This window comes from Pseudomonas sp. Irchel s3h17 (assembly GCF_900187505.1).
GTDB lineage: Bacteria > Pseudomonadota > Gammaproteobacteria > Pseudomonadales > Pseudomonadaceae > Aquipseudomonas.
Map to the genome: position 1 here is coordinate 58540 of NZ_FYDL01000005.1, position 13996 is coordinate 72535.

11 protein-coding genes are annotated in these 13996 nt (G+C 58.7%); 3 read left to right on the forward strand and 8 right to left on the reverse strand.

Annotated elements, in window-relative coordinates; all coding sequences use genetic code 11:
- Nucleotides 1-104: 104 nt before the first annotated feature.
- Entirely contained in the window at nucleotides 105-995 is an 891-nt protein-coding gene (locus tag CKW25_RS08210; protein WP_095078685.1) for an ATP-binding protein, read from the forward strand.
- Nucleotides 992-1474, forward strand: coding sequence for a GAF domain-containing protein (locus CKW25_RS08215; RefSeq protein WP_095078686.1), 483 nt, complete (start codon nucleotides 992-994; stop codon nucleotides 1472-1474). Before CKW25_RS08210 ends, CKW25_RS08215 begins: the two co-directional genes overlap by 4 nt.
- On the opposite strand, the gene CKW25_RS08220 is transcribed toward CKW25_RS08215, so the two are convergent.
- From CKW25_RS08220 to CKW25_RS08255, 8 genes are all read right to left on the reverse strand, one after another.
- On the reverse strand, nucleotides 1475-4423 hold the full coding sequence (locus CKW25_RS08220; protein ID WP_095078687.1) for an HD domain-containing phosphohydrolase: 2949 nt from the start codon (nucleotides 4421-4423) through the stop codon (nucleotides 1475-1477).
- 158 nt (nucleotides 4424-4581) lie between these two features.
- Nucleotides 4582-8244, reverse strand: coding sequence for a transporter substrate-binding domain-containing protein (locus CKW25_RS08225; protein ID WP_095078688.1), 3663 nt, complete (start codon nucleotides 8242-8244; stop codon nucleotides 4582-4584).
- A gap of 8 nt (nucleotides 8245-8252) precedes the next feature.
- Nucleotides 8253-8879, reverse strand: a complete 627-nt coding sequence (locus CKW25_RS08230) for a response regulator transcription factor (protein ID WP_095078689.1) — start codon at nucleotides 8877-8879, stop codon at nucleotides 8253-8255.
- 285 nt (nucleotides 8880-9164) lie between these two features.
- A complete protein-coding gene (locus CKW25_RS08235) occupies nucleotides 9165-9572 on the reverse strand; it encodes a response regulator transcription factor (RefSeq protein WP_095078690.1) in 408 nt (135 codons plus the stop codon).
- A gap of 264 nt (nucleotides 9573-9836) precedes the next feature.
- Nucleotides 9837-11168: a deoxyguanosinetriphosphate triphosphohydrolase gene (locus CKW25_RS08240; RefSeq protein ID WP_095078691.1), complete on the reverse strand. Its 1332-nt coding sequence runs from the start codon at nucleotides 11166-11168 to the stop codon at nucleotides 9837-9839.
- A gap of 218 nt (nucleotides 11169-11386) precedes the next feature.
- The gene (locus CKW25_RS08245; RefSeq protein WP_095078692.1) at nucleotides 11387-11728 is read right to left on the reverse strand and encodes a hypothetical protein; all 342 of its coding nucleotides are present in this window, start codon (nucleotides 11726-11728) and stop codon (nucleotides 11387-11389) included.
- The gene (locus CKW25_RS08250) at nucleotides 11725-12114 is read right to left on the reverse strand and encodes a phage holin family protein (RefSeq protein ID WP_095078693.1); all 390 of its coding nucleotides are present in this window, start codon (nucleotides 12112-12114) and stop codon (nucleotides 11725-11727) included. The genes CKW25_RS08245 and CKW25_RS08250 overlap by 4 nt, the downstream gene beginning before the upstream one ends.
- A 1-nt stretch (nucleotide 12115) precedes the next feature.
- Complete coding sequence (locus CKW25_RS08255; RefSeq protein ID WP_095078694.1) at nucleotides 12116-12430, reverse strand: YqjD family protein; 315 nt, start codon at nucleotides 12428-12430, stop codon at nucleotides 12116-12118.
- A gap of 324 nt (nucleotides 12431-12754) precedes the next feature.
- Between CKW25_RS08255 and CKW25_RS08260 the strand changes: the two genes are divergently transcribed.
- Nucleotides 12755-13963 (forward strand): ammonium transporter, encoded by a 1209-nt coding sequence (locus CKW25_RS08260; protein ID WP_095078695.1) that lies wholly within the window; start codon nucleotides 12755-12757, stop codon nucleotides 13961-13963.
- The last annotated feature ends 33 nt before the right edge of the window (nucleotides 13964-13996 follow it).

Genomic DNA, 13996 nt, shown 5'->3' on the forward strand with positions numbered 1-13996 from the left:
CGGGCTGTCTGTCGGGTGCGCCATTATCCCCAACGGCCCGACATTGCGCGCTGTTTTTACCGTGCTGTCCCCATCATTACTGTGAACGAGCCTGAGGAGAAGTCGTGGACTCTCGATTGAATGCCTTTCTTGAACGCGCCGATGCGGTCCTGGCTCGTATCGAGCCTCTGCTGCCTGCGCAGCGCACCGCCATCGACTGGACGCAGTGCCTGGCCGCGCGCTGGCAACGTGAAGGGCGCAGCGGTTTTCTATTGCCGCTCGAGGTCAGCCTGGATATGCGTTTGTCCGACCTGATCGGTGTGGACAAACAGTTGGAGCAGTTGAACCGCAACACCCGGCAATTTCTCGATGGCATGCCTGCCAACCATGCACTGCTCTGGGGGGCGCGAGGCACCGGCAAATCGTCGCTGGTGCGGGCGTTGTTGGCCGAGCACGCCAAGGGCGGTCTGCGCCTGATCGAGATCGAGCGCGATCACCTGACGGACCTGCCCCGGGTGGTCGAACAGATTGCCAGGTTGCCTCAGCGCTTCGTGCTGTTTTGCGATGACCTGTCGTTCGAGGCGGGCGAGGGCGATTACCGGGTGCTCAAAAGCGTCCTCGACGGCTCGTTGGAGCAGGCGCCGGACAACGTGCTGCTGTATGCCACCTCCAATCGCCGCCACCTGGTGCCGGAAAAAGAGAGCGATAACGAGAACTGGAAAAGGGTCGACGGTGAACTGCACCCCAATGAGGCGGTGGAGGACAAGATCGCGCTGTCAGACCGATTTGGCTTGTGGTTGTCGTTTTATCCCTTCACCCAGGAACACTTTCTCGATGTGGTCGAGCATTGGGTGGGGCAACTGGCAGCCAAGGCCGGCCTTGAGTGGCAGCGTGATGAACAGCTCGACATCCTTGCGGTGCGCTGGGCCACGGGGCGCGGTAATCGCAACGGCCGTTGCGCGTATCAGTTTGCCCGGTATTGGGTAGGACTCAAATTGTTGGAGCACAAGGCATGATCGATTTGCAAGGCACTGGCGCGGGCCTGGAGGGCTATGGCCTGCTGTGTGCGCAACTGGAATCGTTGCTGGCGGATGAGCGTGACTTTATCGCCAATGCCGCGCAGTTTTCGGCGTTTCTGTTCAACCAGCTCGATGATCTGAATTGGGCCGGGTTCTACCTCAACCGCAATGAAGAACTGGTCCTGGGGCCGTTCCAGGGGCAGATCGCCTGCGTGCGGATTCCGTTTGGTCGTGGTGTTTGCGGTGCGGCAGCGGCCACCCTGACCACGCAAAGGGTCGAGGATGTGCACGCGTTCGCCGGGCATATCGCCTGCGACAGCGCCTCGAACAGCGAATTGGTGGTGCCGCTGGTCAAGGACGGTCGCCTGATCGGCGTGCTGGACCTGGACAGCCCATCCCTTGCCCGCTTCAGCGTCGATGATCAGGCCGGCATTGAACGGCTGGCGGCCATTTTCCTGCGCTTGACCGACTGCTGATCAACTGGCCAGCCCTGCCTTGGCGAGCAGGGTTGCCGAGTCCACGGCATCGATTTGCTGGGGCTCGAGGAATTTGTCGGCGTATTGCTGGTAGATCTTTTCGTTGACGAACAGCGCAAACAACTGCGGGTCGATATGTGCATCACGGCACATGAAGGCCATGATGGCCAGGGCCTCACTCAGGGGCTTGGCCTTCTTGTAGGGGCGATCCGCCGCGGTCAGTGCCTCGAAGATGTCGGCAATGGCCATCATTCGTGCAGGCAGGCTCATTTCTTCGCGCTTGAATTTGCGCGGATAGCCGGTGCCATCCATTTTTTCGTGGTGCCCACCGGCAATTTCCACCACGTTACTCAGGTGCCCGGGAAAGGGCAGGTGGCTGAGCATCAGGATCGTCTGCACGATGTGATGATTGATGATGTAGCGTTCTTCGCGGGTCAGGGTGCCTTTGGAGATGCTCAGGTTGTACAGCTCACCGCGATTGTATTTGTACGGTGGTACGTCGAGTTTGAACCCCCAGGGGTTGTCTTCCGGTATCAGTTCGGCGTCGTTGCGTTCGAACAGATGCTCGGGTCGATCCGCCAGCAGCGACTCGCTGACGGGGAGTCCAGGGGCCGGGGTGCGTGCCTGGCGGCGGTTCTCTTCCCAGGAAACACCCAGTCGGTCATCCAGTGTCCGGGTCCAGGTTCGCTGGGCGATGCCGTGCAGTCGTTGCAGGTCTGCATCGGCCATGGTTTCGCCCCCCAGGTTGCAGCGAGCGATGAAGGCGAAATCGTCATCGAGGGCGGCCAGCCTGGTATCACGTAGTTCACTCAGGTGCGGCTCGTGCCCGCCCAGGGCAAGCGCATGCCAGTAGTCGATCCAGGCATCGCGCTTGAGGACTTCGAAGCGCGTGCGGATCTCATGGATGCGGTCGTTGAGGGTTTCCAGCTTGGTGGCTTTGTCGACCACGTATTCGGGGGTGGTGACTTTGCCGCAGTCGTGTAACCAGGCGGCGATATGCAGGGTTTCCCATTCGTCATCGGTAGGCTGGTAGGCCATGAACTCCGGGGCCTGGCTCGCGGCGGCGGCCTTGGCGAGCATCAACGTCAGTGCGGGGACGCGTTGGCAGTGACCTCCGGTGTAGGGGCTCTTGGCGTCAATCGCGCCGGCCAGCAGCTTGATGAAGGCGTCCAGCAGCTGTTGTTGCCTGGCCTGCAGACGCTGGCTTTCGATACTGATGGCAGCGGCGCCCGAGACCGCCTGGATGAATGCAATCCGGTCTGGTCGAAGCTTCTCCAGGTCCGCGTGTGCGCCCGTGTCGGTGAGCAGCAGGACCAGTGCGCCGACGGTTTCGTTATGACGATTGTGCAGGCGAATGCCAATCAGGTGAGCGCTCGGGCAATTCATGGCGAGCAACACCGCTTGCAGGTCGGCGGCCTGTTCGAACCCGAGCACGGTCACCAGTGAGTCCTGGCTCAGCAGTTGCCGGAACCAGGCAGGGTGCTGGGTGTCGTCAGGGTCAAAGCCGCTGATGTTGAAGGCCGAGAGTGCCTGGGGCTGATCCTCGATGATCAACCCGTGGGGTTCGAGGCGGTTTCCATCGTGTTCACGCAGATAGATCAGGCCAGCTTGCGCCTGGCCGATCTTCACCGTTTCGAAGAGCACCCGTTGCAAGAGGGGTTCGAAGCGGGTTTCCGCAGACAGGCTGTCGGTGATTTCGAAAAAGCTGGCCAGCGTGTCTTTCATGCGTGCCATCGATACGCTGAGCTGGTCGACCTCCAGCACGGGGGAGCGCCGAGTGACCGGGTAGTTGAAGTCGAAGCTGCGGATGGCATCGGCTTCCTGTACCAGTGCGCGCAAGGGTTTGACCAGTATTCTTGAGGTCAGCCAGCCCAGCGGTACGCAGAGCAGCAAGGTGGCCAGGGTAATCAACGCGCCTTGCCAGCGCATTCGATAGGCGTCCACCAGCAACTCGTCTTCGGGAACCATCAGGGCCAGTTGCAAGCCTCGCGGGCCACCCTCGGCAATGCTACTGCGGGCAAAGATCCATTCACGGCTGGCCACCTCCAGCCGTTGACCGCTGCTGGTGTTCTTGAACAGGGCGTCCAGCGCCGGGCTCAGGTCCTTGACCTTGGCCAGGTGCGCCTTCTGATCGTTGATGATCAGTTTATTGCTGTCAGGGTAGGCGACGGCATTGCCATCACCATCAAACAGGACGATTTCGGTGCCGGGCGTTACCTGGTGCCTGGCCAGGGTCGCAGACAGCTGGGCCAGTGTCAGGTCGGCACCTATCACGGCGTTGGCGCCGCTGCGTCGGGCCAGGGTCGTACCGATATTGTGGGTCGAAAAGAAAATGTATGGCTCGGTGGTGATTTGCTCCTGGGTTGCGTTTGCACTGTTGAACCAGGCGCGAGTGCGTGGGTCGTAGGTTTCCTGTGGGTTGTCCCGGCGCTCGATCAGGGTCAGTGACGGGTCGTAGAACAGGGACTGGGAGCGGGTGTGTCCAGTGAGACTGTCACGGTCGATGCTCCAGACTTGAAAGGCGGCAGTTTCAGGTGCGTTGAGGGTCTGTTTCAGGGCTTCGCTGCGCAGCGGGCGGACCATGAAAAAGTCACCGTCAGCGTAGCCTGCATAGAGTGATGCCAGTTCGGTATTGTCATCCAGTGACTGGCTGAAGGGCCTGAGCAGCGCGAGTCGCTGCTCCAGGTCCGTCGCCTGTATCGCGGGGTTTTGTACCAACAGGTTCAGCAGGCGACGAATGGGACGGTAAGTCGTGTGCAGGTCATGCCGAACGTCCTGCTCTATCCGGTTGAACAGTTTTTCGCTGCTGGAGAGGATGATCTGCGTGGTTTGCCCATAGTTGAAAATACCCAGCACAATGCCCGTGAACAGCAGAAGCAAAGTGAACATCACGCTGATATGCACGTGCAGTGGAAATCGGCGTTTCTCCGGGCGCAGTGGGCTGGGCATCGCGGTGTCTCTCCATGGTCATTACACACTGCTGAGCACGCAAGCATAGTAAATGCCGGCCAATCTGCCTTGAGCCGCGGGGCCACCGAGCAAACCAGGGGGGGCGAACAACCTGGCAAGCAGGGGCCGGTTGTTCGCAGGCCCGGCGGCGCTCTGGCTCATCGGGTCGGTGTCAGGTCGGGAGCCTCGACTCGAGAAGTGGCTTGCAGGCTGAGCTGTCGTTGCAGGGCCTGCTCCAGCTCAAGGATGGCGCACCGCATCCGGTTTTTGTGGGTTTGGAGCCCGTCCTGAGAGAAGTTCTCGTGGCACATGCGTTCGAGTGCCTCGCAGCTGTCTATCAGGGGGGACGCCTGGATGATGCGCGCCGCCCCTTTGATTTTGTGTGCGACATCAATGAAGGCTTGCCGCCCGCTCGCAGGTGGCAGAGCAAGTAGCTCCTGCAGGTCGAGGCGGTTGCTGTTGAGCAGTTCGGCGAGTAGTAGATGCGCACGCTGGGGGTCACCTCCTGTGAGTAATTGCAGACCGTCCAGGCTGAAGACCTGGTCCTTGCTGATGGGCTCCAGTGCTTCCAGGCGTTGACTCAGCGTCGTCAGGCCGATGGGTTTGAACAGGCAATCATTCATGCCCGCCTGCAGGCATCGCTGTTTTTCCTCTGGCTGGGCATTGGCGGTGAACCCCAGCACCGCGCAACGTGGGCGCTGCTCTTCCTGCTCGTGGGCACGGATGGCATGGGTGAGCTCGTAGCCGTTCATCAGGGGCATGTTGCAGTCTGCAATCACCAGATCGAAATGGCCCTCTTTCCAGCTCCGAAAAGCTTCTTCACCGTTGTTGGCCGTGGCCCATCGATGCCCCAGGAAGTCGAGTTGCTGGCACATCAGTAATCGATTGGCGGGATGGTCGTCGACCACCAGCACGTTCAAGAGGGTTGCGGTCCTGGTGATCACCGGTTGCGGGGTGTCCCGGGCGACTGCGCCAGGCAGTGCGGTCATCGGCAAGCACACCCGGACCTGTGTGCCAGCGCCCGGTTCACTGGTCAACTGCAAGGTGCCGCCCATCATTTCACACAGGCCGCGGCAGATCACCAGGCCCAGGCCTGCACCGCTTCTGGCCCGGTGCCCGGTGTGGTCCACCTGGGCGAAGGGCTCGAACAGCCGACGCTGATCGTCCTCGCTGATGCCGATTCCGCTGTCACAGACCCATAGCTCCATGAGCCTTCGATCGGACTGCGGCGCGGGTTGCAGGTGGGCCTTGATGGTGACTTCGCCTTGCTCGGTAAACTTGATCGCATTACTGATCAGGTTGGACAGTATCTGTTTGAGACGCAGCGGATCCGTCATGACGTCGGGCAGTTCGTCCGCATCGGGAAACACCAGGATCAGGCTGAGGTTCTTTTGTCGTGCGAGGCCGTCAAAGACTCGCACGACCGCGTCCATGGTCTCGCCAAGGTTCACCCGTTCGGGGGTGAGGCTCAGGCGACCGGACTCGATTCGGGCGATGTCGAGGATGTCGCCAATGAGTTCGAGCATGTCCTTGGCCGAGTTGTAGGCCACTTCGATGGCCGGACGATCAAGGTGGTTCTGATCGGCGCGCCTGAGGGTCAGTTCGAGCATGCCGATCACCGCGTTCATCGGCGTGCGGATTTCATGGCTCATGGTGGCGAGGAATGTGCTCTTGGCGCGATTGGCCTCATCAGCCTGTTCCTTGGCAGACCTGAGTTCATCAAAAAGCTGCCGTCGTTCGCTGATATCGATCCATCCACCAATGATTCCCTGGACGTCGCCCGTCGAATCCCGGTAGGGAAGAATCCAGTGGTAGATCGTCAGCTTTTGCTGACCGATGTGCAGGGGGCGATCAAGAATCAGCGGAATGCCTTCGGTCACCACGCGTTGATAATCAGCGTGGTATTGCCTGGCTTCAAATCCATTGCTCATGGCACCTTGCATCACGTCTTTGCCGATCACGTCCTCGCGTCTGGCGCTGAAGGCTTGCAGATAGCTGTCGTTGCAACTTTTCAGCAGCCCCTGGCGGTCACGTACATAGATGGGGTGAGGTGTCCCGTTGACCAGTGTCTGCATGAATTCGAACTGGTCGCTGAGTGCACGCTCCGCCTTTTGACGCTGCTTGATCTGCCTGCGCATATGGGCATTCCAGGCCAGCAACGTCAGTAGCAGCACGCTGCCGCCGATGACCAGTTGATACAGCAAGCGCTGGTAGGTGCGCCAGGTGCTGCCGGAGGTTCCCGTGTAGCCACGCCAGCGACTGTTGATTATCCCCAGTTCATCTGGCGCGATGCTCAACAGGGCTTTGTCGAGGATGGCGCTCAGTTCGGGGGCGTCGCGCGCGGTCGCCAGGGAAAACGCGGCCTGTCGAGTGCCAATTGTCGCGCTGATCTGCAGCCGGTCCTCGAACACTTGCGAGTCGACGAAGTAGTTGGCAATCACCAACGAATTGACCGCGCCCTCTACCTGACCCTTGGCAAGTAGCTCTACCGTGCTGAAGGTGTCAGGTGTTTCAATCAGATGAATGGTTGGGTGCTCGCGGAGCAGGTCGTCGCGCAACGGATTGCCTTGGGTGATGGCGAGGCTTTTGCCTGCCAGTTGCTCCAGGCTGGTCGGGCTGGAGCCGCTTTTTCGGGTCAGCAAGACAAATGAATTCTCAAGATAGGGCCGAGTGAAGCTCAGCAGGGCTTCACGCTCGGTATTGGGAAGCAGGGCGGCTATCAGGTCGACCCGATTCTCTTGAACCTGCTTGATCATCTCGCTGTCGCTTTGGCTGCGCTGAATCTCGAAGCGCAAGCCGGTGCGCAGCCTGATCAGTTCGAGCAGGTCGGCGGTAATCCCTCTGAATGTTTCATCGGTGTCAAAGAACGTCAGCGGGGCGAAGGCATCGTTGACGGCCACGCGGACCACCGGATTTTGCGCCAGCCAGCGTTCTTCGCGGCGGGTCAGTTGCAGTTTGTGGTCAGTCAGAAGAATGTCGCTGCCGGCGCTCCAGCGCTTGGCGATGTTTTGCCGTTCGCCCGCGGGCACCGCCTTGAGCACGGTGTTGATGATGTGCAGCAGGTTCTGATTGTCCTTGCGAACGGCAAAGCTGAAGCCATAGGCCTCGTGTTTTCCGAAGTTGGCCATTCGCACATTCTTCAGGTAGCCCTTGTTGATCATGTAGTGGGTTGAAATGGTGTCACCCAGAAAGACATCGGCCTGGTCGAAGGCAACCGCATTGATTGCGTTCAGATAGGACGGATAGGGGGTGATGATCGCCTTGGGGTAGAGCGCCTTTACCTCTTCCGGTGGCAGGTAGTGATAGACCATGCTCAAGCGCAGGCCGGCCAGGCCCTCGGTCAACGAACGACTCTCGCTTTCCCGGGTCACCAGGACGGGTTGGTCGATGGCATAGGGGGTGGAGAGTGCGATATTCGAGTACCGGGCCTCGAAGCCATTGGCCGTTCCGAGCAGGTCGACCTCGCCATTTTCAAGTGCCTGGATGGCAGCTTCGCGGGATGGGTAGCGACGGACCTTGATGGGCAACCCCAGGGAGGCGGACAGGATACCGGCATAGTCGGCGGTAAAACCCTCGTATTCGTGGCCGCTGATCGTCAAGTCAAAAGGGGGGTAGTCGGGGGCCGAGCTGCCCAGGACCAGTTCGCGTTGGTTGAGTATCCACTGCCGTTGCGGTTCATCCAGTTGGATGGCCATGTGGCTTGCGGTTGAACGACTGAGCAATGTGTAATGTTCGACTCCGGGTTCGGCGATGGACACTGAGGCATTCAGGTATAAACCTGCGCTCAAATACAATAAATAGTCCTTTAGACACCTTGGCATCCTGTCTCTCACACTAAAGCGTTACGTTTTGCCATCTCGATAAGTTCTACCAGGGACTTGGCCTTGAGTTTCTGCATGAGTCTTTTCTTGTAGGTGCTGACAGTCTTGTTGCTGAGAAACATGCCCTTGGCGATTTCCTTATTGGTGCGACCCTGGGCGAACAATTGCATCACCATCAGTTCGCGATCATTGACGGACTTGAACAAGTCCAGTTCCGCGCAGAGTGCTTCGTCGTCGCGAGACGGGTTCAATGCCTGGCTGGGAAAATAGTTGTAACCGGACAACACGGCTTTGATGGCGCTGAGCAGTTCGCTGAGACCTTCCTGTTTGCAGACATAGCCTGACGCACCGGACCCCATGCAGCGGATGGCAAAAAGAGTTGGCGTTTGAGCCGTCAATACCAGTGTTTTCGGGCGGGTGCTCATGGCGTTGAAACGGGATAGGATTTCCAGCCCGTCAAGTTTGGGAATGCTGATGTCCAGGATGATCAGGTCAGGCATGCATTCGCGAACCATCTGCATCGCATCGACCCCGTTGTCGGCTTCACCTACTACTTTGTAGTCTTCGTGCTCTAGCAACATACGCAATGCAAGGCGAATGACGGGGTGATCGTCGACAATAAAAACTGAGTTCATAATCAAATCCCATACGTGCACAAATAAAGCGAGCACCTTAGCTCAGATATGGGAATCGACGTATGAACGGACGGGGCTGGGGGCGCAATATAAGACTAGTCCTACAATAGAAAGGGCAGAGGATTACATGTCAACTAGGTGGTTGTGGGTGAGGGAGGGTGTTTAGATAATGTATTAACGAATGTAATCAAGGTTGGAGGCGTGCTTGCTTTGTTCGCTAATGGCCGATGTTGGTGAATGAGTGATGGTGTTGTCTATATGTCTTGATGTTCTGCGAAATGATTATCATGGGAGGTTGATGTTGGCGTAATGCAGCGTCAATAAATAAATCAGCTCGGCTTGTGTCAGTGGTTTTGGCAGTAACCCCAATAAAGGCAGGTGTTGCTCGCGGGCCTGTTTTTTCAGCCTGTCCAGTTCGATTGTATCTAGGCTGCTCAGGATAATGGCCTGTTGAATCAGGCCCTGATGGTTGGCGATAGCAATCAAGTCGAGACCTGGAAGGTCTGGCAGGCATTGGTCGCACAGCAATATCTCGAAGGGTTTATGCTCCCGGTTCATCGCTTTTAATGCGGTGTCGGCACTGTCTGCGGTCGTGATATGGGTGAAGCCGTAACTTTCAAGCAAGTATTGGGTTGCCTTGAGTTGAAAGGGGTGATCCTCCACCAGCATGATGCGAAAATTGTATGAGAACATTTAGCTTACCATGCAAAATCGCCAACTTCAGGTGAAGGACAGTGGGGGATTGTTTAATTTGGTGCTAATGTTTTTTTGTTGCCGGATATCTATCTGTTGCAGGGCATCACTCTGTTGTTTCAGTATGGAATAATTGAGTGGTGTTTAGAGAGTAAACAGTAAGTTTACTCGACGTAAGATGTAGGGCGGTTCGCTCATTCTGTTGAACGCTGGAGCGGTGTTCAGTCGCACGCCAGATGACTGGGCGCGACTGAACCTTGGGGCTCAAGGGTGGCGGGAACGTCCGGTCATTTCCAGGGCCATTTCGCTGGCGTAGCTGTCGGTCATGCCGGCAATGAAGTCGATCATGCGTAAAAACGATGCGTGCAAAGGGCCGTGCGGGTCGGGAGCGTTGTTGCCGAGCAGGTCGAGAATGCGACGATTCTTGAATGAGGCCGTACGACCGCCATGCTGCTCCAGCGCGGCCCCGCAAAAACCGTTCAACAGAATCTCCAGGGTCGTATACGCGCCGATTTCATGCAGGGTCTTGCGTTTGTCCTGGAAGATTTTTTTACGCGCCATGTCCTTGGCATTCAGCACGCAACGCTTGGCCGGGCCGTGCATGTGTTCCACCAGATCACCTTGCAAGGTGCCCGCCAGCAGGGCGTCCTGTTGCTCGACGAATGCGCGCGCCGCTGCGTTCGTCAGGTGTTCGATGGCCTTGCCACGCAGGATCGCCAGTTTGCGTCGGCGCGAGTCGTTGGCACCCAGCAGGCGGTAGGTTTCCGGCAAGTCATCACCAACCAGGCCGAGCAACAGCGCCTCCACTTCGGCGTACTCCAGCAACTCCATTTCCAGGCCGTCTTCCAGATCGATCAAGGCATAGCAAATGTCATCCGCGGCCTCCATCAGGTAGACTAGCGGGTGCCTGGCCCAGCGTTGTTCGTCGAGTTGAGGCAGGCCCAGTTTCTGGGCAATTTGCTCCAGCAGTGGCAGCTCGCTCTGGTAGCAGCCGAACTTGTGCTTCTTGTAACCCAGCGAGTCGGCGTGGCGTGCTGTCCAGGGGTACTTCAGGTAGGTGCCCAGTGTCGCGTAGGTTAGCCGGGTGCCGCCATCGAACTGGTGGTATTCCAGTTGTGTGAGGACCCGAAAGCCCTGGGCATTACCCTCGAAGTTGAGGAAGTCATCCCGTTCGACTTCGCTCATGGCATCCAGCCAGCCCCTGCCTGCGGCTTGTTGGAACCAGTACCGGATAGCATCTTCGCCGGAATGACCAAAGGGGGGGTTGCCGATGTCGTGAGCCAGGCAGGCAGATTGCACCACCATCCCCAGGTCGCTGGGCTCGCACCAGTCGGGCAGGGCGCCGCGGATGGTTTCACCGACGCGCATGCCCAGGGAGCGCCCAACGCAACTGACTTCCAGCGAATGGGTCAGGCGGGTATGGATATGGTCGTTGCTGGTGACCGGGTGAACCTGGGTCTTGCGCCCCAGTCGCCGGAAAGCACCGGAGAAAATGACCCGATCGTGGTCTTTGTGGAACGGGCTGCGGCCGAGTTCTTCCGGGCTGTGCACCGGCTTCCCGAGGCGTTCACGATTAAGCAGGGTATGCCAATCCAAGGCCGGGCTCTCCGTAGGGTGACTGATGCGATAGGGTCTGTTGACGTTTGGTGGCGGCCGCGACCAAACGTCAACAGACCCTAGCTTCCCGGTTCGTGCCGCCGGCTGCAAGCGGAACCCGAGCCCGTCGGTATCGATACTCGGTGAACGGGCAGGTGGCATCGAACCTCTCGATAAAGAGATTCGAGCCCGGCAACGCTACAGCCAGTGACAGCGGACTAGTCTTTGCGTGAGGTGCCTTGCATCACCAGCTTGATCAGCGGCAACAGTGAGGTGCCCAGGCGGACCCATCGGGAGACATTGCGCAGGCCTCCACCCTTGGCGCCCTTGCCGGTGAGAAAACCCAGCAAGGTCACGGCGGCCACTCCCCAGAGTGGCGCGTGCTTGATGCCCAGGCCCTCCTGCAGGGTTTGCGACATGCCGCGTATTCGCTGCAAGGGTTGCAGCAATTGCCGGGACTCATGACGTATTTCCTGGCGATGCATTTCCATGCGCAAGCGGATCAGGGCCTTGCGCATTTCTTGCCGCGAGCTGTTCTTGGGGATCTCGGGCAGGCTCATGGCAGCAGGCGCTCCCTGTCGTTGTTCAGCTCTTCGAGGGTGGCGTGGAACGGCGACGACTCGTCGTAGACCGCAGCTTTCAGGCGCATGCCGCAGAACAGGGCCGCGAGCGCATAGAACACGCACAGGCCAACGATGGCCGGCAGGCGATAGGTGTCCCAAAACACAATCAACACCAGTGCCGAAAGACCCACCAGCAACAGCAGGGCGAACACCAGCGCAAGGCCGGCGAACAGCAACAGGCTGACCGTACGCGCCTTTTGCTCTTGCAACTCGATGCCGAACAACTCGACATGACTGTGCAGCAACCCAAGGAACGCGGCGCCCAGGCGCCGCGATGAGGAGCCGGAGTCCGTTTCCGGCGAACCGGATTCACCGATCGCCATATCAGCGCCGAGTCGCCAGCAGGCCAATCAGGAAGCCTACGCCAGCCGCGATGCCCACCGACTGCCAGGGGTTGGCCTGGACATATTCTTCTGTCGCAGAGACAGCGGCCTTGCTGTGCTCGCTCAGGGAGTCCTGGGTCAGTTTCAGGGTCTCGCGGGCGCGCAACAGGCTTTCGTGAATCTGACCGCGCAGTTCGTCGGCTTGATCACCGGCCAGTGTCGCGGTGTGTTCCAGCAGCCGTTCGGTGTCACTGACCAGTGTCTGAAAATCTTCCATCAGGATTTCTTGAGCAGTCTTTTCCGTTTTGCTGACCATGGTGATCTCCATAAGTGGCGTGTGAAGTGTTCGAGTATGAGCCGTTCGCGAAGGTTCAGTGCAAATGGCTGGTACAGCTTTTGCTATGTCGTGGTGCGTCAATCGGTGCTGTTGTACTGAAAACGGGCGTGCTTCGAGAAAACCTTAACCTAAATAATAGTAATCAGCGGAAACATCCAGGCAAGGATTGACCCCGCCGGTTTTTTTGCGCCAAAACGGTTCGCCGTAAGGTGAGTTGATGCCAGGGGAGGTGTCAACTTGGTGCGCAAAAAGACCTGGCGAACTGCTTTGGTGCTTTTCCCGGATTGAAGGTCTGCCAACCCCATGGAAAATCTGCAAAGTGCAGTGGACAGTCTGGTCCACGGTTCCAACACGCTCTTCATCCTGATCGGCGCGGTCATGGTCTTGGCGATGCATGCCGGTTTCGCCTTCCTGGAAGTCGGTACGGTTCGTCAAAAGAATCAGGTCAATGCCTTGTCGAAAATTCTCAGCGACTTTGCCATCTCGACCCTGGCTTACTTCTTTATAGGCTACTGGATCTCATATGGCGTCCATTTCATGCACCCGGCCTCGGTGATCAGTGTCGATCACGGTTATGGGCTGGTGAAGTTTTTCTTTCTGCTGACGTTCGCCGCCGCCATTCCGGCCATTATCTCCGGCGGGATTGCCGAGCGAGCCCGGTTCGTGCCGCAGTTGTGCGCCACCGCGTTGATCGTGGCGTTCATCTATCCATTGTTCGAAGGCATTGTCTGGAATGGCAATTTTGGCCTGCAAGCCTGGTTGCTCGAGCGCTTCGGTGCCGGTTTCCATGACTTTGCAGGTTCGGTGGTGGTGCATGCCATGGGCGGCTGGTTGGCACTGGCGGCGGTGCTCCTGCTCGGGCCGCGCAATGGACGGTATCGTGACGGGCGCTTGGTGGCGTTTGCGCCGTCGAGTATTCCGTTCCTGGCATTGGGCTCGTGGATTCTGATCGTCGGCTGGTTCGGCTTTAACGTGATGAGCGCCCAGACTCTGCAGGGGGTCAGCGGTCTGGTGGCGGTCAATTCGTTGATGGCCATGGTCGGCGGCACCGTGGCTGCATTGATCGTTGGCCGCAACGACCCGGGGTTTCTACACAATGGACCGCTGGCCGGGCTGGTCGCGATCTGCGCGGGCTCGGACCTGATGCACCCGGTGGGGGCCCTGGTGACCGGTGCCATTGCCGGGGCGTTGTTTGTCGGGTGTTTCATTGCCGCGCAAAACCAATGGAAGATCGATGATGTGCTGGGCGTCTGGCCATTGCATGGCTTGTGTGGCGCCTGGGGTGGCATTGCCTGCGGGATCTTCGGCCAGGCGGCGTTGGGCGGGCTGGGCGGTGTCAGCCTGATCAGCCAGTTGATCGGTACGGCGCTGGGTATTGTGGTGGCATTGATCGGGGGGCTGGTGGTGTATGGCGCAATCAAACGCTTGTATGGTCTGCGCCTGAGCCAGGAAGAGGAGTACTACGGTGCTGACCTGTCGATCCACAAGATTGGTGCCGTCAGTCAGGACTGAGGGGTGTCGGGTGCGCGCAGTTCTGCACCCCGA

What these genes read in the sequence shown, in the direction of transcription:
- CKW25_RS08260 (WP_095078695.1), top strand. Translation starts at nt 12,755, where the DNA reads ATGGAAAATCTGCAAAGTGCAGTGGACAGTCTGGTCCACGGTTCCAAC.
- CKW25_RS08235 (WP_095078690.1), bottom strand. Translation starts at nt 9,572, where the DNA reads ATGTTCTCATACAATTTTCGCATCATGCTGGTGGAGGATCACCCCTTT.
- CKW25_RS08230 (WP_095078689.1), bottom strand. Translation starts at nt 8,879, where the DNA reads ATGAACTCAGTTTTTATTGTCGACGATCACCCCGTCATTCGCCTTGCA.
- CKW25_RS08220 (WP_095078687.1), bottom strand. Translation starts at nt 4,423, where the DNA reads ATGCCCAGCCCACTGCGCCCGGAGAAACGCCGATTTCCACTGCACGTG.
- CKW25_RS08225 (WP_095078688.1), bottom strand. Translation starts at nt 8,244, where the DNA reads ATGCCAAGGTGTCTAAAGGACTATTTATTGTATTTGAGCGCAGGTTTA.
- CKW25_RS08215 (WP_095078686.1), top strand. Translation starts at nt 992, where the DNA reads ATGATCGATTTGCAAGGCACTGGCGCGGGCCTGGAGGGCTATGGCCTG.
- CKW25_RS08255 (WP_095078694.1), bottom strand. Translation starts at nt 12,430, where the DNA reads ATGGTCAGCAAAACGGAAAAGACTGCTCAAGAAATCCTGATGGAAGAT.
- CKW25_RS08250 (WP_095078693.1), bottom strand. Translation starts at nt 12,114, where the DNA reads ATGGCGATCGGTGAATCCGGTTCGCCGGAAACGGACTCCGGCTCCTCA.
- CKW25_RS08245 (WP_095078692.1), bottom strand. Translation starts at nt 11,728, where the DNA reads ATGAGCCTGCCCGAGATCCCCAAGAACAGCTCGCGGCAAGAAATGCGC.